The organism is Pantoea sp. y20 (assembly GCF_054903455.1).
In genome coordinates this window covers 40,781-62,914 of sequence record NZ_JBUBNJ010000003.1, presented here as the reverse complement: position 1 = coordinate 62,914, position 22,134 = coordinate 40,781, and the positions used below count along the sequence as shown (strand labels likewise).

17 protein-coding genes are annotated in these 22,134 nt (G+C 47.8%); 1 reads left to right on the top strand and 16 read right to left on the bottom strand.

Translation table 11 applies throughout. From position 1 onward, the window contains the following. Positions 1 to 8 precede the first annotated feature (8 nt). The 15 genes from ACYAC5_RS23555 to ACYAC5_RS23485 all read right to left on the bottom strand — a co-directional run bounded on the left by ACYAC5_RS23555 (position 9) and on the right by ACYAC5_RS23485 (position 18,567). On the bottom strand, positions 9 to 2,312 hold the full coding sequence (locus tag ACYAC5_RS23555) for a type VI secretion system Vgr family protein (RefSeq protein WP_462063543.1): 2,304 nt from the start codon (positions 2,310 to 2,312) through the stop codon (positions 9 to 11). A gap of 90 nt (positions 2,313 to 2,402) precedes the next feature. Next, complete coding sequence (gene tssH, locus ACYAC5_RS23550) at positions 2,403 to 4,976, bottom strand: type VI secretion system ATPase TssH (protein ID WP_462063542.1); 2,574 nt, start codon at positions 4,974 to 4,976, stop codon at positions 2,403 to 2,405. 16 nt (positions 4,977 to 4,992) lie between these two features. Continuing rightward, entirely contained in the window at positions 4,993 to 6,003 is a 1,011-nt protein-coding gene (gene tssG / locus ACYAC5_RS23545; RefSeq protein ID WP_462063541.1) for a type VI secretion system baseplate subunit TssG, read from the bottom strand. Next, a complete protein-coding gene (gene tssF / locus ACYAC5_RS23540) occupies positions 5,993 to 7,831 on the bottom strand; it encodes a type VI secretion system baseplate subunit TssF (protein WP_462063540.1) in 1,839 nt (612 codons plus the stop codon). Before tssF ends, tssG begins: the two co-directional genes overlap by 11 nt. Positions 7,832 to 7,846: 15 nt before the next feature. Continuing rightward, entirely contained in the window at positions 7,847 to 8,290 is a 444-nt protein-coding gene (locus ACYAC5_RS23535; RefSeq protein ID WP_462063539.1) for a type VI secretion system baseplate subunit TssE, read from the bottom strand. Positions 8,291 to 8,340: 50 nt separating this feature from the next. After that, positions 8,341 to 8,886: an Hcp family type VI secretion system effector gene (locus ACYAC5_RS23530; RefSeq protein ID WP_462063538.1), complete on the bottom strand. Its 546-nt coding sequence runs from the start codon at positions 8,884 to 8,886 to the stop codon at positions 8,341 to 8,343. Positions 8,887 to 9,019: 133 nt separating this feature from the next. Continuing rightward, positions 9,020 to 10,525: a type VI secretion system contractile sheath large subunit gene (tssC, locus tag ACYAC5_RS23525; RefSeq protein WP_462063537.1), complete on the bottom strand. Its 1,506-nt coding sequence runs from the start codon at positions 10,523 to 10,525 to the stop codon at positions 9,020 to 9,022. After that, positions 10,525 to 11,076, bottom strand: coding sequence for a type VI secretion system contractile sheath small subunit (gene tssB, locus ACYAC5_RS23520; protein WP_462063536.1), 552 nt, complete (start codon positions 11,074 to 11,076; stop codon positions 10,525 to 10,527). The genes tssC and tssB overlap by 1 nt, the downstream gene beginning before the upstream one ends. Before the next feature lie 18 nt (positions 11,077 to 11,094). Then, positions 11,095 to 12,054 (bottom strand): type VI secretion system protein TssA, encoded by a 960-nt coding sequence (locus ACYAC5_RS23515; RefSeq protein WP_462063535.1) that lies wholly within the window; start codon positions 12,052 to 12,054, stop codon positions 11,095 to 11,097. A gap of 147 nt (positions 12,055 to 12,201) precedes the next feature. Continuing rightward, positions 12,202 to 12,696 (bottom strand): fimbrial protein, encoded by a 495-nt coding sequence (locus tag ACYAC5_RS23510; RefSeq protein WP_462063534.1) that lies wholly within the window; start codon positions 12,694 to 12,696, stop codon positions 12,202 to 12,204. A 39-nt stretch (positions 12,697 to 12,735) separates the two neighbouring features. Then, positions 12,736 to 13,767 carry a fimbrial protein gene (locus ACYAC5_RS23505; protein WP_462063533.1) on the bottom strand — a complete coding sequence of 344 codons (1,032 nt, stop codon included), beginning with the start codon at positions 13,765 to 13,767 and terminating at the stop codon, positions 12,736 to 12,738. A gap of 11 nt (positions 13,768 to 13,778) precedes the next feature. Next, the gene (locus ACYAC5_RS23500) at positions 13,779 to 14,390 is read right to left on the bottom strand and encodes a fimbrial protein (protein WP_462063532.1); all 612 of its coding nucleotides are present in this window, start codon (positions 14,388 to 14,390) and stop codon (positions 13,779 to 13,781) included. Positions 14,391 to 14,406: 16 nt separating this feature from the next. Next, complete coding sequence (locus ACYAC5_RS23495; RefSeq protein WP_462063531.1) at positions 14,407 to 15,153, bottom strand: fimbrial biogenesis chaperone; 747 nt, start codon at positions 15,151 to 15,153, stop codon at positions 14,407 to 14,409. Positions 15,154 to 15,174: 21 nt separating this feature from the next. Continuing rightward, on the bottom strand, positions 15,175 to 17,637 hold the full coding sequence (locus ACYAC5_RS23490; protein ID WP_462063530.1) for a fimbria/pilus outer membrane usher protein: 2,463 nt from the start codon (positions 17,635 to 17,637) through the stop codon (positions 15,175 to 15,177). A gap of 402 nt (positions 17,638 to 18,039) precedes the next feature. After that, positions 18,040 to 18,567 carry a fimbrial protein gene (locus ACYAC5_RS23485; RefSeq protein WP_462063576.1) on the bottom strand — a complete coding sequence of 176 codons (528 nt, stop codon included), beginning with the start codon at positions 18,565 to 18,567 and terminating at the stop codon, positions 18,040 to 18,042. A 311-nt stretch (positions 18,568 to 18,878) separates the two neighbouring features. Here ACYAC5_RS23485 and ACYAC5_RS23480 point away from each other — a divergent pair, with 311 nt between their 5' ends. Then, positions 18,879 to 20,006 carry an FKBP-type peptidyl-prolyl cis-trans isomerase N-terminal domain-containing protein gene (locus tag ACYAC5_RS23480; protein WP_462063529.1) on the top strand — a complete coding sequence of 376 codons (1,128 nt, stop codon included), beginning with the start codon at positions 18,879 to 18,881 and terminating at the stop codon, positions 20,004 to 20,006. Between the two features lie 77 nt (positions 20,007 to 20,083). Here ACYAC5_RS23480 and ACYAC5_RS23475 read toward each other — a convergent pair whose 3' ends face one another. Continuing rightward, a complete protein-coding gene (locus ACYAC5_RS23475) occupies positions 20,084 to 22,027 on the bottom strand; it encodes a TonB-dependent copper receptor (protein ID WP_462063528.1) in 1,944 nt (647 codons plus the stop codon). Between the last annotated feature and the right edge of the window lie 107 nt (positions 22,028 to 22,134).

Genomic DNA, 22,134 nt, shown 5'->3' with positions numbered 1-22,134 from the left:
GAATACCTTTAGTTAATGAGCAGAATGCCAACGTTGCGGCTTTCAAAGTCAGTATTATTAATAACTGAGCCGTTATTAACAATTTTGGTCAACATGCTCCCCACGTAAACTCCGTAATTTTCATTTCGCACGCCAACAATACTGACCTCTGCGGCATTGATATTCAGAAAGTTCCCCATGCGGACTGTATTAATGCCGTAAAGGTTAGTGTTAACACCGACAATACTGTTGTTAATGCCAATCAAACTGTTTTTATTAAGAATGGCGCTGTTATCCATGCCAATGAAATCGCTATTAACGCCGGTGAAACTTTCTTTAAAGCCAGTCAGACTTAACTTATTTACCGTCAAATTATTTTGAAGCCCGGTAATATTATTATCCATGCCACTAAAAGTGGTATCTATCGCGTTGAAATTCGTTTTTAAGCCAGTGGTATGCGTGCCAACCGCTGTGAAAGTAGAATCCATTCCCAGCACGGATGTTTTCATGGCAATAAATTCAGCATCCACCATTTTCATACTTGAGTGGATACCGGTTATATCTTTTTGCACGTTAGTAAGATGCACTCCAAGCCCCGTAACTTTAAAGCGCAGGTTAGTGTAATAGTAATGCTTATTAAATAAGCAATAATAATCATTAGTTACGCGGTCAAAGCGGTTATTGTCTACCCAAATATCGAGATTGTTTTCGACGGTATTACGCATATCCCGTTCAGCATGAATAATGACCTTTTCCTCACCACGGTCGTCGACTAGTGTGATTTCGTTTTGATTCTGCGGCAGTCCGTGCTGTAGCGAACGTGACTTAATACCTGTATAGCCAATCTCTTTCGGCAAATTATAAGGCGGCGGATTTTCACCGTTATAAACGATACCCGTGACGAGTGGACGGCTCAAATCCCCATCCACGTAGGTAATTAAAACTTCCTGCCCCACGCGCGGCATGGCGACCATTCCCCAGCCTTTACCGGCCCAAGCCTGAGCGACCCTGACCCAGCATGAACTGTCCTCTTCCGTGGTTTTGTATCGGTCCCAATGAAAATGTACGCGAATACGTGCATGCTTATCCGTATAAACTTCTGAACCGGGCGGACCTACTACTGTGGCGCTTTGCAGTCCGGAAACGCTTGGCCGAGGAGTTAACAGGCGTGGACGATTGGGAACGTCGTCATTTAGCGCGATGATTTTACAGGTCACTTCACTGCGCGCTGCTAGGCCGCTGGCGCTGTCGTCGCCTCCATGTTCGTAAATATAATGCGCTTCAATCAGCTTAAAGCCACGATTACGAGTTGCATCAGGGTGCCTGGTCAGCGTGAAGGCGTAGCCCGGTCGCAGGCCAAGCACATTGCTTTCTCCCTGCAGCAGCTGGCGCTCGCTTTGCATCATCTGCAGCCGAAGGCGGGCAAGCTTTTCTCCCTGCGCAGTATCGCTGTAGCCTGTAGCATAGTCATACCATTCGAGACGAACCCGCGGCAAGCCGCTTTCCGGCGCCTCCTGATCAACCTGAAGATTATTGCCGGGATGGAGGTAGTCGTAATCGCGCAGCACCACTTCATTTGGCCGCACTTTTCTTGAGCGATGAATAGCCTGAATGCCCTCGTGAAGCCCAACCGTTGTATTTTCAAGGAACGGAATTCTGTCATATCCATCGGGCATCTTTTCGAAATTCTGGCGATCGGTGATCACCATAATATCTTTGTCTTTACCTTCCACCTCGTTATATTCGTAGCGGAAGTAGTACCAGATTCCTTCCTCTTCCAGTAGTCGATTGATAAAGTTTAAGTCACTCTCCTCAAACTGTGCGCAATATTCACGTTGAGAATAGATATCATCAAGTTCGAAAGAAAATTCGGCGATTGAACTGTAATGCGAAAATACTTCTTCGATAATATCGCTGACGTTCTTATCCTGGAAAATACGACAGTTGCGATTCTGGCTTAAAAACCATAACCAGCTGCTCATTTCCAACCGATAGACATATTTATTGCCGTTGGGTTTAAGATCGTAGCCTGCAGTTACCCATGCTGAATAGAGCCGCATATTGTAATAGGGCAAGCTATCTAAGCCGTCAGTAAGCGCGTTGAAATAAGCTGGTTGGCCGTCACTGTAACCGACATAGATAGCGATTTGCTCGCCGAGCAGATCTTCAAGATCCACCACCTCAGGGGACTCAAATTCCAGAATAAAGCTCTGGCAGTGCGAAAGCCCCTCTTTCGTTTCGAGTTTAATCAAACGCGCGTTGACGCTAAAAAGTTTTTCGTTTGAATAATTAAGGAAAAACTTACGGTCAATAATTTCCGACAGCTCGGACATTATTCCTCCTCCCATAAAAATGAATGTGTCCATGTTCCAGGCCGTTCAGTTATCCCGACCAGAACATGTTTTACATCGCGGCCTTATCCGTCAGGCAAAAGCCATGCTTAATTCTTCGTTTTCCAAAATCAAGTGGATTTGCTTCGTCTCTTCTTCTCGTTTCTGGCGGCGGAGTAACTCATTGCTTATCGCAGGCAGAATAGTCTGACGTAGTAAATCATCCACGGCACGACCACTGTTAGGATGTCCCATCGTTTGCGCTGCTACCCAGTGCGTAACCGCATCATCAAAGGAAAACTCCGCCGAGAGGTTATCCTTTAAACGCTGCCGAAGAGCGTTAAGATGCTTGTTCGCTATTCGCTTAAGTGCCTCTTGATCTAGCGGCCAGTAAGGGATGAGGTGCATTCTGGCCAGCAGTGCGGGTGCAAACTTCCGCTCTAGTGCGTCATGCAGTAAAGGACGTAGCTTGTTCAGCTGCATGTCTGGCTGCTCGCTCAGCGCCCGCTCTATTTCTGGCGCTCCTTGGTTACTGGTTAACAGGATAAAGCAGTGACGGAAACTTATGATTCGGCCTTCACCATCCTCCATCCAGCCCTTATCAAATACCTGATAAAACAAGTCATAAACATCCGGGTGCGCCTTGTCGAACTCGTCTAGCAGAATTACTGAATAGGGCTGACGCCTTACGGCCTCGGTAAGTTTTCCACCCTGACCGAAGCCTACATAGCCCGGAGGCGCCCCCTTAAGCGTGGAGACCGTGTGCGCCTCCTGAAACTCGCTCATATTAAAGGTGATTAAGTTGTGCGCACCGGCGTAGAGTGCTTCTGCGAGGGCTATCGCCATTTCAGTTTTTCCGGTGCCAGTTGGGCCGGCTAACATGAAGACGCCAAGCGGACGTTCAGGATGCTGAATACCTGCACGGCTGATGCGCACCGCCTGAGCAATATCCCGCACGGCGGCTGGCTGACCAAATACACGCGCTTCAAGGTGCTTTTCGAGGTGCAGGGCATTGTCCAGATCGTTCTGTAACATGCGACCGGAAGGAATACCCGTCCAGTCAGAGAGCACGTCTGCTACTACATGCTCATCTACCCACGGATGCACCAGCGGTTTCCCCTGCTGGATGATGGTTAGCGTCTCGAGCATGGGTAAGAGATCGCCATTCTGCTGCTGACTTGCTTCACTCAGGCGAGCAACCAGCTGCCGCTCCTGAGCACAGCGATCCTGTAATTTGGCGATAGCGTTCTGATTCTCTTTCATCGCCCGCTGTAGGCAGCCGAGCCGCTCCTGCACATCCCCGCCCAGCGGGATTTCAGCATTAAGCGCCGCGACTTCAACGCCCTGCACATTCAATGACGCATCTAATATCTCAATCGCCTGCGGCGTGACGTGCTGGCTGAGCGAGACACGCGCACAGGCAGTGTCCAGAAGGCTAATCGCCTTATCCGGCAGCTGACGAGATGGAAGATTACGCAGCGACAGTCTGACCGCCGCACGAATGGCCGCATCGCGGATCACTACGCCGTGATGGCGAGAAAAGGCTGGTGCAATGGCGCGCAGCATAACCACTGCCGCTTCTTCATCGGGCTCGCCTACCAGCACGCGCTGAAATCGGCGTGTCAGCGCCGCATCAGGTTCAATAAACTGCTTGTATTCTGACCAGGTTGTGGCTGCGATCATGCGCAGAGATCCGCGCGCCAACATTGGCTTGAGCAGGTTTACCGCATCACCGGTGCCCGCCTGACCGCCAGCACCTACCAGCGTATGCGCTTCATCACAGAAGAGAATAACCGGAGAGGCTGACTGGCTGATGGCATCAATCAGCGCCTTAAGACGTGACTCAAACTCTCCGCGAACGCTGGCGCCCGCCTGCATCCTGCCCAGATCCAGCGAGAGCAGCCTGGCACCCCGAAGCAGAGGGGGCACGTCGCCGCTGGCTATTTTACAGGCCAGCGCCTCAACCACGGCGGTTTTACCTACGCCCGCCCCGCCCACTAAAATAGGGTTGTTCTGGCGACGACGTAGCAAAATATCTATCACCTGACGCAGTTCACTGTCGCGCGCCACGACGGGATCGATCTTCCCCTCTTTCGCCTGTTGCGTCAGATCACTGCACCATTTGTCCAACGTCTCATCGCTTTTCTGCTCATTGCTGCTAATCACGGTTTCAGATGTTCTGACCGTATCCTGCTTCTCAATGGAGCCACTCAAGGGTGTATGAAAAGTCTCCATCAATTGAGGTACTGGCAATTTCCTGAACTCATCGCTCAGCCTGTATAGCCAGTGCTGAAGAGTGGCATCCTGCAACATACCTAATAAAATATGCACTGTACGTACAACTTCGCTATCATCCATCATCTGACTCATCAGCAGCCCACGCTCAACAGCCAGCTCAAGACGAGCAGAGAGATCTTGTGCCGCGTTCACCCGGGTTGGCATATGCTGTAAGATGTTATCCAGCTGCTCATTAACCCTTAAGAGGTTAACGTCATGGCTGGCTAACAGCATCGGCAGATCTCCATTTTGCTGGTCAACCACCACTTTTAGCCAATGTTCAAGCTCCACGTATTCGTGCCTGAAAGTACGACATAACTTTGTCGCTTTAACGACGGACTGATAAGCAAAATGGCCCAGTCGTGAAAATAGTCTTTCTCGCTGATACACCTGTAATTCCTCAACTTTAAATAATTTGCTGAAATACTGTCTGTGTGTAGAATCCTTGCCTGGTTTTCAGCCAACCATTTCGGCTAAGTTTTCCGCTTCCTAGTCGGGCAGACATCTCTTTATGCGTATTTATCACTAAATCAACATCAAACATCAGCTGGCTTCCTACGTAGTTACGGCATATGGCCAACAGTGCTGCCAGCTTCTCGCCCCCGGGCTGAAATCCCGGATATTCCGACGCTGTTAGCGGGCCGACTTCTATTTTTATCGAATGCTGCATGTCGTAAAAACGTCGTCCAACGCGTGTCTGTCCCAGCTTCGCCATCCGCTGGCGTACTGCACCCTCGCCGTCGTCGATCCAACGGGCGAATCGCGGCATCAGACGACAGGGAAGGTCGAAATAGTTAGTCAGGATATGGTTAAGCGTTCGTAACCCCCTCCGATCGGGGAGATATGCGCCTGCAAACCGGGTACGCACCAGGCGAACATGCTCATTTTCAGGAATAGCTTCCTGTATGCCGCTCAGGTGATGAATATGACGCAGAAAGGCGTTGCTTCCTCGTCGCTCATGCCCTAGCGCAACGTTTAACTGAGCCCAGGCGCGATAATGAAGTACAGCCAGACGCTGGCTTAGCAGCGCAGTAAATTCCTGAAAAGCGCTATTGCGCCGGTTGAGCCACTCTAGCCGAGCATGTTCGGTAACATGAATCGGCAGCGGGCCATAGGGAGCAAAAAGGCCAAAGTGGCGACAGGTGACCACTACGCTGCGTGGTCGTCCTGTTTGATGATACTGATCAACATCGGCGACCTCCCGTGAAGCAAACGCCATATCAGCAGGCTGAACGATATGTAAATCAATCGCGTTTCGCTCGCCGGGATCGCCCAGCCGTACTCCAAGCTCGCCATCTCGTTCCAGGCGCCGCAGCAGCTCGAAAAAATCGAGTCGGTTAGACAGGCCCGGAAACAGGCGGTTTTCCTCAGACTTCGGCAGCAGAAGCCCCTCACAGTTAACAGCATCAGCGCTCATCAATCGGCCCCCATTCGGCAACCGCTTCGCCGTCTATAGTGAAAGTCGTGCGTAAGGTCTGATTCAGTTGGCAATACTCCGTCAAAGCATGATGAAGCAGATGACCAAAAAGAAAGGCGCCCCGATCAGCATGGTGATCAGCCTGCACGTTTAAACGCGCCTTCAGTCCTCGATTCCATGCGATCGGTCCGGGCCGCTTATCGTGCTCAAAGCAGGGTACAAAAGCGGCGTCATCAACGCAGGCGATACGCCGCCGCTGGCTGGCATCGCTTGGCCAGGCAAAAAGCGTCAGCCAGTGACGTAGCAGCTCTGCGCAGTTGCCCACCTCTGGCCGGGTATAGCGCAGCGGGTTAACTGACATCATCTGAATGGCCTGCCATGCTTGATCTGGATCCGGAAGCGGACGCGGAATCGACGGCATTCTTAAAAGCGTTTGCCGGGCCGGAATCACCGTATCCACCTGAACTGTCGGCTTTTGCAGCTGCTCAGGTCGCAGGTGGCGATCGCACACTTTTGCCGTCACCGACAGCGTTGTCACATCGGCCAGATCGATGCCAGAGAGACCTGGCGATAGTGTGATGAAGAGTCCTTTCTGACCAAAATGGCTCTTTTCCTGCTGGCGGGAAACCGCCAGCTCGCGGTGTCTGATCGCATAGGCCGCAGAGTGATGCTGCCTGTCAAACTTTGCTTCTATCGGCAACATCGAAAACTGCACAATGCTGCCATCTTTCATTACGCCTTGTACCGATTGCAGATGGTGGATCTCATAACGGCCCGGATTGAGGCGATCCACGACCACCTGCTGTTCAGTGCGATCGTTATCCACAGCTAGCGGATCACAACGGCGGGTGGCGAGATTGATGACAGGCGTAGCAAAAAGCTGGAAATCACCGATATCGATGCGTCCTAGCAGGGTGCCGGGCACGGTATCCAGCAGAAAAAGCATATCGAACTCATTTGCCGTGCCGCTGCGGCTAAGAAACTCCTTAAGCCCATACAGCTCCACGCCATAGTAACGTGAGGGCGCGGCGAAATATTCACGCATTAACCGACTTCCGGGCAGTTCGCCCACGCTGACCGGTAGAAGCGCCTCGTCGTCACGCACCCCTATCAGCCGCAAGGTATCACCAGGCAGCGTGGCAACGATCGGTGCAGTTTTTGTTCCTGACCAAAGAACCACCTGTCGGCAGCGATTGAGCAGGGTTTCGAGTAACGCATTGGCGCGCTCGTCATCGCCAGCAAATGTCAGAGAGAGTGGATTAAGGTGCAGCCTGTCCAAAGCTTTAACTCCGCGCGTAGTCAACCGTAAGCGAATACAGGCTTGAGCTTGTCCTGCGAGAGTGCTCACGGTAGAGGGCAGCGTGGCAGCCACGTTACTAATACACTCGGCGAGCGTAATAGCCAGAGGTTCAAGCTGAAGCGCGCGTCCAGTAGTAAAGCTGGCCGATTTATTTTTTAGTGAGTCATCAGAAAGCGTGACTTTACTGCCAGCAGGTAGGTGCACCGGTGCCTGCCACAGCGGCGAAGTGAAGTCCGGAGAAAAGGTAACCGTTGCGATCGCGGGTGTAGGTGTGTGCCATAGTGGCGCAAGCCGGGAAAGCATCTGTAAAGCAAACTCAGGATATTCACTGTTTATACGTTGATGCACACGCGCACTGAGAAAAGCAGTACCTTCCAACAGTCGCTCTACGAAGGGATCCTGAACCCCGCCTTCATGAATACCGAGCTGTTCCGCAACCTGCGGATGCTGACCGGCAAACTGGCGTCCGGTTTCACGCAAGTAGCGTAATTCTTCATTATATAACGCCAGAAAACGCGCATTCAGCATGAACGAACCTCGATCTTATAATACGCGTATCGCGCCGCAGGAATAATCCAGCGCAATACGCAGGTTTACCGGCTCCGGGACGTCGTTAAAGAGCCCTATGCCATAAATATCAAAAAGGATGGCCAGTACGGCACGCTGTTCGCTGCTGGACAATGGAACAACCCTAATGCTGTCTGGAATGAGTCTGGGTTCAAAGGTTGAGATAATTTTTTGAATATGTTTAGCCAGCATGAGCGGCTCAACACTTACAGGTATACGTTTACTTAAAGATGGCAAGCCATAATTAATAACTGACGTTTTACAATACGCATACTCATATAATTTTAGGTCAGCGCTGCGTGATGCGTCATTTAATAAGAATTCTATATCCCGCAGTATCATCTCATGCCCATTTCTTTTCTTACTCTTATTATAATTGAGCATTAACTTATCAAAGAGAGCAGGCGGTATTGTTTTCATAAATGGCCAAGCCTGGTGTAATAGGCTGCCGGATTGGCAGCCTGAATTTACTATGCAGGATATTTTTTATTGCCCACAAAATCCCAGCCACCTGTAACAGGTGCGCCCATTTTGCCATCCAACGCCTGTTCAAAGTATTCGATCTGGTATTTACTGAAACGCATCCCAACAATCTCTGTCGGTAGCACTGCATCAATCAGCGCCTCACCCTTCACCGGTACCATATTGCCCGCAAAGCTATATGAAGAGATCAGACAGTCAGAGAAAGTGATAAGCATATATTTCTTTTGGCCATCGCCTGATTTACGGCACTCAAGCTGGATTTTATCAATGTGCTTACCAGAAGAACATAACTCAGATAGAACCGGTGATGCTTTGCTGGCTAACATCAGGAACTGAAACTCTTTAGGATCGACTTTACCACCGCCGCCGCCGTTACCCACGCCCAGACGAGCAGCGTTTTCCTGCAACCAGCGCCAGCCCTGAACCTGAATCCATTCTTTCTTTTCAGCGTCTTTAGACTCACCTTTAACGCCTTCCACTTTTAAATAATAGTCAACGGCGCCCGCAGTATTGCTACTAAAACTTGCTGTCATTTAACACTCCTTTTTTTACATTAAACGTGCCTGATATTCCGGCATCCAATAAGACAATAAATTTAATGACTACAATGAAGAAACTTCATCAGAAATGAAATTTTTTAAATCAATAACAGAAATACAATTAACTTTAGCCGTCACCGCGCGCAGAAGGTAATTTCGATACCAAGCGGAGCGATACTGTAACGCCTTCAAGCTGATAATGTGGACGAAGGAAAAAATGCGCGCGATAATAACCCGGTTCTTCTGGAACCTCTTCTACATGCACTTCGGCAGCCGACAATGGTCGTTTGGCTTTTGTGGCCTCACTTGAAAAATCAGGGTTGCCATCGACATAATCCATTAGCCAGTCGTTAAGCCAAGATTCCATACTGTCACGAGAGCTGAATGAGCCGATTTTGTCTCGCACAATACATTTCAAATAATGTGCGAAGCGGCAAGTGGCAAAAATATAAGGCAGCCGGGCGGACAGCTTAGCGTTGGCCGTTGCATCAGGGTCATCATACTGCGCAGCCTGATGCAGCGTTCCAGAACCTATAAACGCGGCAAAGTCTGAGTTTTTACGGTAGACCAGTGGTAAAAAACCCGCATCGCTCAGCTCATTTTCACGCCTGTCGGAGATCGCTGTTTCGGTTGGACAAATCAGCTCATAACCTCCCTCATCCGATGGGAAAGTATAAGCCGGCAGATCGTCCACGCCACCGCCTGACTCAATGCCGCGAATACGTGAGCACCAGCCATACTGGTGGAATGCGCGGTTAATATTCACTCCCATCGCATAGGCCGCATTGGACCAAGTGAAGTCGTTGACGTTCTCCGGATGCACCTGCTCTTCAAAAGCAAACTCTTCAACCGGATTACTGATCGCACCATAGGGCAACCGCGATAGGAAACGCGGCATCGTCAGCACCAGGTAACGCGAGTCGTTGCTTTCACGCAGGCTTCGCCACGCTGCATACTCTGGCGTCGTAAAAATTTTGCCAATATCTCTTGGATTAGCCAGCTCATTCCAGTTACTCATCTGCATAAGTGACGGCGCTGCAGAAGAAATAAATGGACAGTGCGCCGCCGCCGCGATTTTAGCCATTTCAGTTAGCAGAGAAACGCTCTGCTGACTATGATTAAACTCGAAGTCACCTATCAAACAACCAAAGGGTTCGCCACCAAACTGACCATACTCATGTTCATAAATCTGCTTGAATATCGGGCTCTGGTCCCAAGCTGTACCGCGATAGCGGCGTAACGTTTTACTCAGCTCATCCTTGCTGATGTTCAACACCCGCGTTTTAAGCTGTTCACTGTTATCGGTATTAGAAATAAGGTAATGCAATCCGCGCCAGCTTGATTCCAACTTCTGGAACTCTTCATGGTGCAGGATTTCATTCACCTGCTCACTGATCTTGTCATCAATCTCTGCGATCAATGACTCGACCGTTAGCACCACGTCTCGGCTGACGCTGGTTTGATTGGTGCTGGCGTACTCTATTAATGCGTTAACGGCGCGACGAACAGCGTCTCCCGCTTCGTTAGTGCGGGGACGAAAAGAGCGCTTAAGAATATCGTCCAGCGCATCGTTGGTCTCTTCCAAATATTCCCCGGCGAGCGCACCAGAAAATGTCTCCTGTATGTTTTCCATTACGCCTCCTCGCCTGATTCATCGCTCACAATTTTCTGCCCGAAAGGTAATTGCTTACGGTTCTCGTGCACATTCCGCTGCAGGAAAGTAGGATCTTCAAGCAACATTCTGACAACCTCTTCAGCGCTGGCCTTACCGTCCATGTAGGAGATCAGTTCGGCCAATCGTGAGCGGGTTTCCAGGAGACGGCTCAGTGCAGGAACATTGCTGGCCACAGCACCGGGAGAAAAGTCATCCATTGATTCAAACTCCAACTCAACGTTGAGCATGTTGTCGTCGTGGGTCAGCGTGTTGTTAACGCTGATCGACACACGAGGTTTGATTGCGCGCATACGCGCATCAAAATTATCCTGATCAAAGGTCAAAAACTTGCGTTCTGCTACCGGCATCAGTGGTTCAGCGCGATGGCCTGACAGGTCCGCCATGACGCCGGTTACAAAAGGCAGCTCAATTTTTTTTTGAGCGCCATAAACTTCAACGTCATATTCAATCTGAACGCGCGGTGCGTTATTTTTTCCTATAAATTTTTGCGAACTGATATCTTTTGCCACAATGCTCTCCCGGGCAGGTTATGCCTGATTTGTTCCAATAAACTTGGCCAGCGTATCTGATGCTTCCGGCATGAGCTCTTCTATAATTTCGCCAAACTCCATACCGATCATTTTTTGTGACCGCCGGATAAATATGGGAGCCGGATGACTGGGTTCATACGTTTTAAAATAATCGATTATTTTATCGAGCATTAAGATGGCATCCTGCCTGCTTTTAATTTTTCCTTGGGCACTACTTAATAAAAGTGCAGGTTCTTCGTAAATACTGTTCTCAACTGTTTCATCTATCTCTTTAGATGAGAGTTCGGCCAATTTCGCATGTGTTTTTGACAACAGCATACGTAACCCACTACAGTCGAGTTGATAATCGTCGCTGTGTTGATTGGCATAATTTTCAATACGTTTTAAGGCTTCAACACAGGAAAAAAGCAGCCTCAGTAATGTCGGATAACCCTGTTCTTGATAGCTATCCGTGACTTTTTCCAAAATGACGATAAGTTCTGAAAAAGAAACGTTCTCGTTGCTCTCCTGCGCGAGCGTTTGCACCAGACTGCCAAAAGTCAGGCTCTGCACGGAAACCAGCCGTGCCGATTTCAGCTCACTTGTACACGTACCAGCTGAGAGCCATCCCAGTGCGGCAGCATGGCTACAGCCCACAGGCTCGTCTGGAATGTGCGGATAGAGGCGCTCTTCACTTGTAAGCAGAGAATCGATTTCATGCAAACTTTCATAAAGCGCCGCAACGCCACGTGTACGCAGTTCGGCACGCAGTCGCCACATCATTACTCTCAAATCTTTGCAAACAGCCAGCAAACGTGAACATTTTTCGCTGATGTCAATCCAGTTAATTACGCTGTTATTTTCAGGAGTATCAACAGGGCTATCCGCACTATCATAGCCTGAGAGTAATAATAAAATTTCATTGTAAAGTGGATCATATTCCACCCCATCTTCATCACTGAATAAAATATCTTTCATATCTTGCCTCAAGGATTATCTCGCGGCGTAAGCCAGCTGTCATAGATATAAACCTCGTATGAACAAATTATCCACCAGCGCTCTCGGCATTGACATTGAAATCAGGATAAACACTCTTTAACATTGGGTAATACCGTGTCTTGATACTTAATCGTAAAGTAGCGAGAAAGTGGCATTAGCTTTATAGTCGCCAGGAGTCACCTTTACGCCTGACAACGCTTGGACATAAACCAAAAAAGGCAACATATTTTGTCCGACAACTAGCGGAATTGAAGAAGATGCGTCGTTAATATTAATCGCTGTTTCATCCTTATTCATAAGATGCAGCGCAATACCCGCCGCTTCTCCGTCTATAGCAATACCACCAGGAGAAACGGTCTCTTCTTTTCCGGCGAAAGAGACTTTGACAACATTATTGACGGCGCTGCTACAGTTCAAAATGATATAAAATGGAACTGGCTTACCTCTACCATCGTTCCGCCCGAGGTCATAGGTCGAGGTGTGGCCCATATCTACATTTAAATCTTTCGACCCACCATCAACCATGCAGGGCTGGGCCACCATTCGTCCCAAAAAACGGACTTCTCCCCCGGTAATTTCAATGCTAGACAGCGCACTCTGCGTGTAAAGGAGCGATGCCATAAGGCAGAGGATCCTAAGACAAATAGTCATCATGACTCCTTATAGAAATGAAGCAATTACCGTCGCTGAGGCGGCAAATTCACCGGGTTGAAGGTCTGCACCGTTGGCCGCAATGGGAGCAGCATGGAGCGACCACGTACCCTTAGAATCGGGCATTTGATAGACCTGATTGGGAATAAGCTGACTGCCATCGTCATTCATCAGTTTTATATTCAGCTTATCCACGTTAGTTTTAAGATAATTTTCAGCGGTCCTGTCGCCTTTCAACATCAAGTTAATCGGAATAACTTCGCCTTCTTCTTTATCAAATATCCCCCCCTTACATTCGTAAGATATGGGTACAGCTTTCTGCCAGCGGTTACCATCGAGACCATCAGTACCGATTTCGCCAAAATCAACGTCAATGATCTGACCTTGGTTGAATTCACACTTTTCAGGCACGCCCAGCACATCTGATTTAATTTGTAGAAGAAAAAGCGCTTCATCACCGTAGGCAGATCCAACGCTGCCATGGCGGCCGTAAATTTTAAAGAAGTTGACGCTGTCCAGCTCTACGCCATTGATCAGGGGTTTATCCAGTCGATAGGTCACTTTCCCATGTGAAACGGTACCCACGGGATGGTCTGGCTGTAAAGCGCCACCACTATTAAGACACTGATATTGCGGATCTTGGTTATCTACATCCGTAAAAGGAATGGTTTCGTAGCCATTATGGTGGCCATCTATCAAGACCTCGACTTTGACTGAAATATATTCATTCAATGAAATAAAACCATCAGATTTTATCGGGCCAAACAAGCTTTCAGTTTTATAATAAATTGAACCCTGGGTACGTATTGGACCATTGGGGCAATAGATATAGGCGTGATATTGAGTTTCAGGATGCTGCCATTCTTTTATGACCTGTGCTCCAGGCACATTACTGGTGAAATCTCCTTCGTTTAATGAAACCTGAATAGTCTGCATACCTGCCTGTAAACGTACTTCGCCCTGCTCATAGCTCCAGACCGGCATACAAAACAAGGAAAAAAATAGTGTCATCAGACGACGGTTTAATTTATTTATAATCACTGTCGGCAGCCTTAAAGATAAAAAACATTTACATTGACGATGGCATCAATATATCCGGCCTGAACGTAATCCTGCGTGGCCTCGACGCTGGCATTAAAATTAAGCGTGTTATCCCCGGGGGATAAAAAGAAGGTATTCGAGCCGTAGTTTATCGACATATCTTTGCTTTTTTCATCTGATAATCTCAACCCAACCCCCCTTGCACCATTAATTTTTAACAGCTCATTATTAAAATCGTCAGAGGTTCCGATTAAAGAGATGGCAACTGAATTCTCCCCCTGCCACCAGCGGTTGTTTATCCCAAAATCCGTGCTAGGTGGATATTCATGCGCGCCAGCTAAACAATCCTTGAAGTGCAGGCTGAAATTTACATTTTGACTCCGATCGCCACGGTGGCGGAATTTATTTCCGCTTACGCTGCCCATATCGACGGTTTGCTCCTGTGATTCGGCTGCTAATGTACAGGCCGAGCTCATTAATGCTCCGGTAAAATTGATCCTTGCCAACTGCCCAATCTCGTCACGAGGTTGCGCGACGTCTTGTATCGCCTGAGCATTGGTCAGGCTGACAGCATAAAAAAAACAGGTAGTCCACAGCAAACCAGATGACATTTTCTTTTTCATTTTAACTCCCCCTAGTCTATTTCTTTAACGTATCAGGCAGACACACATTATCCTTGGCACAGCTAAACATCAGCTCTGGCTGACCGCCATAGTCGTTGATATAGGTCATGACAAAACGATTGGGAAGCCGATCCGAAAGCGTGACTGATAGTTGTGATTGAGGCGCTATCATTACGCTCTCAAAACCACGGATGTGCCCGCCTCCTAGCTTTTGGCTTCGCAATTTCAAGCTACTTAACGTAATATGATATGGAGTCGGATTTTTAATGATGATTCCGGTTTCTGTTTTATTAATAATCAGCCTCTCCTGCCATACCGCATTTTTTTCGGCAATAATCGATACTGGCCGGTAAAACAGCTTCATTTGTGACTGCAATGCAATTTGCAATACGTTCGCTTTGTCAGACCGTGGCGGGATCTCGCGTAAATTAAAATAGAAGAGGCTCTCCCTATCTTGAGGAAGTTGGGCAGCAAGCTGTGAACGTGTAATACGCACAAGACTGCGCTCGCCGCCGTTAATCCGTTGTATGGGCGGAATGACTATAAGTGGCGAAGTAACCTTTTTATGATTAATGTCCTCAAGCCATGCCTGAGCCAAAAAAGGCAGCGTTTTATTAGCGTTATTAACATTCAGGCTGACGGAATTTTGATCGCCATTAAAGATAATTCGGGTCCGGTCCGGCGTCAGCGCTGCCTGTGAAATTGTGCAGAAAAAAAATAGTGCTAATGTCATGAAGTTAGTAAAACAAATAGGGTTCATCATTGTTCTCTGTATCTCAATATTTTATTCACAAGGTAAAAGAAGTTGAGAGAGGCTTTGGTAGTTGGCAGGAATTTTAATCTGACACTGTTTTTTTCCTCCCCAGGCTACGTCAAGTTTTTCCTCTTGCTTAACACCGGAGAGATAAACAGTACCGTCATCATTGACGACAGAAATTTCACGTCCGCTTTTACTAACCACAACGGCGCCAAATGGTGGAGCGGTGCCCTCAACTGTTCGCAAGCTGGCAAACATTTTTTCACCCCTCACAACTTCAAAGTTGCGATAACCAATCGCTCCCTCTGTCAGAGTTCCCTGCACCACCGCACGTACTGCCTCCACATCGTAAGGCAGATTATTCACATCAATGCGGGTCGTGGTGTCAAAATAGCTATTTACACCGGGTACGACCGCAATTCCGAAACGGTTTGTTCTGACACGACCGCCATCAATTGGAATGTCACCCACGTCACCGGTATTAACCATAATTCGGCTATTATTGCCTGAGTCACGATGGGCAGCTGCGCCGTGTGCAGTTGCCGTCACACCGCCCCGCACAGTCCCACTTAGAGAGGCATAGCTTTCCTGCTGCCAAGAGGAATTAATATTCATCGAACCGTAAGGCGAATTGTGAGTGTAATATCCGCTGACAATCCCTTTGCCATGCTGGTTAACGCCCGTACTCATGTTCCAGCTGTTATCCGGATCTGCGTAATCACTGAGCGTTGCGCGCTGAGTAACATTTTGACGAGATACCTGCGCGTCATAGCCTGCGCGACGGCCGCTACCGATGGGAACGGAAAAATTGATTGCCCCACCATATTCGCTGCCGCGATATTCTTTCGATTTGTAAGCCGTTACCGAGACAGCTATGTTTTTTATATTGCCGACGTCAAAGTTTTTGCTGAGTGTTAGGTCAAGACGCTTGCGCTGGCTGCTGTTCCAGTAATGCTGTTGGCTATAACTTAAATAGGTAGTCAAACGCTTTGTTGAATCATCCGCCCAAAAAGTTTTATTGGCCGTAACAACATAACTTTGTTTTTCCCGACGGGCGAAGTCTAATGCCCCTTCTCCCTGCTTCGCGGCTAAGTATTGGGGGAAATCAACGTATTTGCGTTGAGAAAAGCGGTAGCCAGCAAATGTGATTTGACTGTCATAGTCATCAAACCGTTTTGCATACTGAAGCCGTACAGACATACCAGCATCCGTGCTGCCGGCAGGCTGCTTCGCTCTAGAGTGTGTAATATCCAGCGACATCGCCCCAAGAGCGTTTAGGTTAACGCCGCTACCTAAGTTAAGGGCCTGATAGTTACTGGAAAGTAACGATCCTCCATATAACGACCAGGTATTATTCAACCCCCACGAAAAATCACCGGCTGCCACGCCCGGTCCGTCCATATGGTGACGAAGGGTAGACGGTACGCCCGCTGAGAGGTTGTAACGTACCCGGCCAGGCCTTGTTAGGTAAGGAAGCGACGTTGAGTTAACCTCGAACGTGGAGACGTTGCCATTATTCTCCTCCACTCTGACCTGCAATTTCCCACGAATTCCTGCCCCCAAATCCTGAATGGTAAACGGTCCAGCAGGAACCGTAGTCTCATAGAGTATCCGCCCGTCCTGCAGTACACGCACCGTGGCATTGCTGTTCGCGATACCACGGATTTCCTGAGCATAGCCGCGCAGTTCGGGCGGCAACATGCGCTCGTCATCCCGCAAACTAGCGCCGGTAAAGCGAAAATTGTTGAAAACCGCCGACTCAAGGTAGAGCTCGCCCACCGCCAGCCGCGCACCAATCTCCGGCAGCGGACGAAAACCATAAAACCGATTCCAGTTAAATTCGCTACGGTTTCTCAGGCGATTACGCGACGAGTTGGCCTGATAATCCGCACGTACCCGCCACGCGCCAGCATTCCCGCCTGCGGTGCCATAACTACTGAAACTATTGTATGAGCTATGCACCTGTCCGGGGCCATAACGTTTGCCGATCTGGCCGCTCAGGTTATAGTCCAGCAGCAAACCAGGAATACCGTGTTCCCATTGCTCAGGCGGCACCCAGTTGGGTGATGAATATTTCATCCATGCCTGGGGTACAGTGACTTTCAACTCACCCTGGCCAATACGGTTTGATATTCGGGCGCCCTCAATTTCGCTGAGATCGGCACACTGCTTATTGTGCCAGTAACGGACGTTTTTAAGCGCCGCCGGCTTAAGCGCCAGTCTGCTTATTAAATCAGCTGGAAAGCAGAGCCTAGAATCATCTTTATTACGGGCGTCTGTGAATACTGATATTGACCGCTGCCCTAAATTGCCGTTATTGACTTTTATATCTAACAGGTAATCACCGGGCAGGATGTAGTCGTCCCTGGAGAAATGACTCAGATCAATGCGGCGACGCTCATCAATGTCCAGCACGTCCGTGTTGAATTCTGTTGCTGCGTCAGAATAGTGGCTTTTACAAAAAGAGAGACCAATACATACAGCAAGCATTTTTTTTCTTGTATTAAGGGACATCATATAAGAATGTTCGCTTTTCTTGGGTCAATATGATGGTATAGCGTTGCTGCTTAATACCAATAGATAATATATTAGTCGCTTCCACCCCTTTTAATTTGGGGGGGGCGACCACAGACAAAAAACAGGTAACATAATGGCGTTTAAAATTGCTGTAGCAATGCTGTCACTAAGCATTTCATAAAGAATTATTTAACATAGCTTTCTAGCAATGAACTTTTATTTTTATACTGGCGCGATAAAATCATAAACCAGTCCTTTTAAAATTAAAAAAGATAACAAAGTATCAATTTTTTCAGAAGGCTTATAATTGACATTTTTACTAGTTAAATTGAGTGAAGATTCCTTTCTTTCACTCAATAAATTATCAGCAAGAAATTACTCGTACGATACCAGGAAACCGGTCTGTACATTAAAACGGCCTGCAGTCACCTCATCGGTCTCATTAATGCGTTTTACCTGGGCTTGAAAACGCAACACATTATCGCCGTTGTTAAGATTGAATGCTGGTGAATCTGCACCCGGTTTAATCACCGTATTGTTATCACCCATAATAGCTATACCAGCACCCTTTGCACCTTCAGTGCCCTGAAGTCCTAGCAGCTCGTCATTGCCATTTGCTGATTGGCCCGTGAATTTCACTTTCGCCGTTTTTTGCGTACTTAAGTCACAGTCGGTCAGCACGATTGAAAAAGGTGTCCTGCGAACTTCTTCGCCTTTTTTAAGTTTGCTGGCTGTTACCGTACCCAAATCAACTACCTGATCGGCAGAATCCGCAGCAATGCCACAAGGAGATGTGGTAATTGCACCTTTGAAAGTAATATTGCCGCCATCTACTGATGATGCTGCTTGTGCACTACCAGCAACCATTCCCAGAGCGAGTAGCAGCGCCGTAATTCGTGTCATTTGCACAACAGTTATCCTTTTAAATTGTCCAAGTTAAACTACTGACGCTCTCTAAATAAGAGCATCAGCTGCACATGCTTTTAAAGCCTGTTAATAATAATTATTCATTTAAATCATGGACATTCACTATTTGGACATAACTAATTAAAAACCAACCTCGTAAATCAGTCATTTCCATTTTGTTAATTGCATTAAAGTCTTAAAGAGGTATGGTTGGAAGTTTATTAAATCCGAACAAAGCAAGTTTATTTGCCCTAAGTTTCATCCGTTTATACTAGATTTATCCTTGACTAAAGGCGGAACATAAAATCATGTTTAAGGCAGCCAGTAAAGGTAAAGGTTTTTACCTTTTAGCTTTATTAATAACCACCAGCACATATGCTGATAACTACAGATGGGATCGTTCTATTGGCAGAGGTAATTTTTCCAATGAAAAATTCCTTCCTGCATCGCCTGCTGATAAAATTCCAAATATTCCTTCACCACCAAGCAAACGTGCTATCAGCGTTGATGCTCAACAACAGAACAAGCAGATAAAGAAATTAAAAAAATCACTTGCACTGGAAAAGGCGCAGGTTCAGAAGTTAAAGGAAAAATTAAAAAAAGAAAGTGACCGGGACAAGTCTTGCTCCGCAATGTTGGATATATCTTCTAACTTCCCGCCTTTAACGGGTGGGCAAACTCTACTGGCGAAGACAATCCCTATATTAAAGCCGGCATTGACATTTCTTCCACTTCTGACGGGTAATCTGAGTTTCGCTGATAAAAATAGACCTTCTACCGGAAACAGTGACCCAATACTTCTAACAGACAAAAATAAAAATTCTTACGCATCGGGTGTAGTGATTGGAAAGAATATTTCGCTGATGGAAAGTCAACGAAAAATGCTAAATATCCCTTTTGATAAAAAAAACCTGCTCGACGGCATTAATGATTATCTGAAGCAGCGTAGTCTATTGTCTGAAACAGAAGTTGACGCGTTTATCGCCAGACAGGATGACGAACTTGCCCAGGCAAGCCATGACTTTGCTCAGCGGCAGCAAAAAGAGGATGAACGTTATATAAAAAAATTTGTGCAACGCACGGGCGTAAAGCGAGCAGCTACGGGCTTTTACTATCGGATAGAGAAAAAAGGAGAAGGAAGAGTCATGCCTAACGACCAGGTCGATATCCAGGTACGAGAAAGTCTTACCGATGGCACTGTAGTCAACGATATGGCTCGCAACGGCTCATTCATCTCCTCACGGCTAAGTGACTATCCGCCTTTATTTAAGGATGCGATCTCTTTTGCAGGTAAAAAAGGAGTTATTACGCTGGTAGTTCCACCGGAATTGGCATGGGGCGATAGTGGTTATCCACCGTCTATTCCACCCGGCGCAACGCTGATTTACTTGGTATCAATTCTTGAGCCATCTACCTACTCTGCCAGAGGTCAGTGAAAAAATGTGGGCAACCCGCCCACATAAAAGAAACGGTCCTTATCTCCTAGGCACTCACTACTCATTGACGGTATTTATTAAAATTTATATTCAACATTTACCCAACCTGTTCGACCCGGCTCAGGTATTTTTTGATCGGTTGAAAAACCGAACTGCTTGTTTCCTGCTCCATTAAGATGCTGCGTATAATTCTTGTTAAACAGGTTATCCACTCCTGCCCCTACGGTGAAACGATTGTTAACATGATAATAAGCATCCCAGCTCAATACGCCAAAGCCGGCAGTGCGACCCAGGTCGCGTCCCGTTACGTTGCCCTTATCTTTGTCCACACGCCCTTGGCTGGCCACACCTCGCCATGCAAGCGTGCTATCCCATTGATTAATGCTCCTGGTCACTGCAACTTTAGCCTCCAGCGGCGGCATTTGCGGCATCGGACTATGCTGACTGAGGTTATCTCCCCTGACCCAAGCAAGCGTAGACTGCACTTTCCAGTTCGGCGCAAAACTCCATGCTGAACCCAACTCGCTGCCTATAGTCCACGCGTCAATATTCTCCGCACGTGTTGTCTTTGAAGAGTAATCAAACATGATGTAATCGTTAACGCGATTCAGCCAGCCTGATGCCCAGAAATCGAGCGCCTCAGTTTGGTACTGTATACCGCTGTCCCACTGCGTGGTTCTTTCACTTTTAAGTTGCTTAAAACTGGCAGCGCCTGCTTTACCCGAAAAGAGTTCCCAATAGTCGGGAAAACGCTCGGTGTATCCCACGCCGCTCCAGATTTTCACTGGCGCGTTGGGGAAAGTGTATTCGTAGCGAGCAAAAACCCCAGGCAAGGTTGCCTGACGCGAGACGTGCCCGTCTTGACGTAAATCGCGGGAATGTACGGAGTCGATACGCGCGCCCGTTACCGCTTTACTGTTTTCACTTAACGTCTCATGCCACTCGGCAAAAAGACCAACCTGACGGTATTCAGCATCTGCTTTCCAGCTCTGCGGCTGTTTTTTTCTGTGCTGCCGCTGCTGCGCATCGGCGCCAAAGGTGACCAGCGCATCGTTTTTCTCCCAGTCAGCGCTTAAACGCGTGCCGTAAACTACACTGCCCGGTTCAGATGACATTTTCATCGCTGGAGGCTCACGGAGTGAAAAGTTATCCATTACGTGATCAGTTACATTATAATAACTGCGCCAATTAATTTTGGTCAGGTGCTCGGTAAGGTTGCTTTGCTCAATTTTAAACAACGCGCTTTTACGTTGAAATTTTGAACCATCCATAGCCCTGCTGGCATAGCGGGCTTTTCCGTCACCTCCGCTCAGGGCCAGTTCCATGAGCGTATTTTCTCCAGGCGTCAATCCTATAGCGACCCCGGCATTCCATTTCTGCCACAGTCCAGGAACACGCGTACCATTTCCAGATTTATAGTCTTTTGCTACTGAACGGTTAGCATCAACCCTCAGCCATCCATCCTGATCTCCTACTGCCACGTTAACATCCTGATCCGTTCGGCCGTGATTACCGTGCAGAAAAGAAACGGAACCTTTCATACCAGGTTCCGGGAAATATTCCGCCACTCGGTCAAACATAATAGTTCCTGCTGATGCCATCGGTCCCCATAGAACGGTTTGCGGGCCTTTTACAATTTCTACCAAGTCGTAGTTATCTGGAGAGATATAAGAGGTTGGTGAATCCATACGCGACCCGCAACCGCCCTGTAAATTTCCGCCATCGGCCAGAATATTAAGTCGTGAACCAAACATTCCACGTAAAACAGGATCGCCGTTGGTACCGCCGTTACGAATCTGACTGAAACCAGCCTGCGTTGAAAGTAAACTGGCGCCATCACTGACAGGTTGAGCATGATATTTCTTTTTAGTATTGACGAATGTTTTTCCCGCTTCTCCATTAGGTGTTGCCGTAACGGTCATCATTCCTTCAGCATTTGAAAAATTGGCCTGCGCAGCACAATAAAATGCAATGATGCAGGCCAGCTTTTTTGTATGAAAGCTGGAATTAGAAAGTGCCATCTTTTTATACCTTTCTATGGTTTATTTTGAATGAGTAAAAAACATAAAACTGTTTTCGATGTGGAATTATCTTTATTTTATTTAAAGGAAACAACCACTAGCAAAGA

Excerpts from the sequence above, each read along its gene's own strand:
- ACYAC5_RS23475 (WP_462063528.1), bottom strand. The coding sequence starts at position 22,027 with ATGGCACTTTCTAATTCCAGCTTTCATACAAAAAAGCTGGCCTGCATC.
- tssG (WP_462063541.1), bottom strand. The coding sequence starts at position 6,003 with ATGAGCGCTGATGCTGTTAACTGTGAGGGGCTTCTGCTGCCGAAGTCT.
- ACYAC5_RS23485 (WP_462063576.1), bottom strand. The coding sequence starts at position 18,567 with ATGACACGAATTACGGCGCTGCTACTCGCTCTGGGAATGGTTGCTGGT.
- ACYAC5_RS23515 (WP_462063535.1), bottom strand. The coding sequence starts at position 12,054 with ATGAAAGATATTTTATTCAGTGATGAAGATGGGGTGGAATATGATCCA.
- ACYAC5_RS23500 (WP_462063532.1), bottom strand. The coding sequence starts at position 14,390 with ATGAAAAAGAAAATGTCATCTGGTTTGCTGTGGACTACCTGTTTTTTT.
- tssC (WP_462063537.1), bottom strand. The coding sequence starts at position 10,525 with ATGGAAAACATACAGGAGACATTTTCTGGTGCGCTCGCCGGGGAATAT.
- tssF (WP_462063540.1), bottom strand. The coding sequence starts at position 7,831 with ATGCTGAATGCGCGTTTTCTGGCGTTATATAATGAAGAATTACGCTAC.
- ACYAC5_RS23530 (WP_462063538.1), bottom strand. The coding sequence starts at position 8,886 with ATGACAGCAAGTTTTAGTAGCAATACTGCGGGCGCCGTTGACTATTAT.
- ACYAC5_RS23480 (WP_462063529.1), top strand. The coding sequence starts at position 18,879 with ATGTTTAAGGCAGCCAGTAAAGGTAAAGGTTTTTACCTTTTAGCTTTA.
- ACYAC5_RS23535 (WP_462063539.1), bottom strand. The coding sequence starts at position 8,290 with ATGAAAACAATACCGCCTGCTCTCTTTGATAAGTTAATGCTCAATTAT.
- ACYAC5_RS23510 (WP_462063534.1), bottom strand. The coding sequence starts at position 12,696 with ATGGCATCGCTCCTTTACACGCAGAGTGCGCTGTCTAGCATTGAAATT.
- ACYAC5_RS23495 (WP_462063531.1), bottom strand. The coding sequence starts at position 15,153 with ATGATGAACCCTATTTGTTTTACTAACTTCATGACATTAGCACTATTT.
- ACYAC5_RS23555 (WP_462063543.1), bottom strand. The coding sequence starts at position 2,312 with ATGTCCGAGCTGTCGGAAATTATTGACCGTAAGTTTTTCCTTAATTAT.
- ACYAC5_RS23490 (WP_462063530.1), bottom strand. The coding sequence starts at position 17,637 with ATGCTTGCTGTATGTATTGGTCTCTCTTTTTGTAAAAGCCACTATTCT.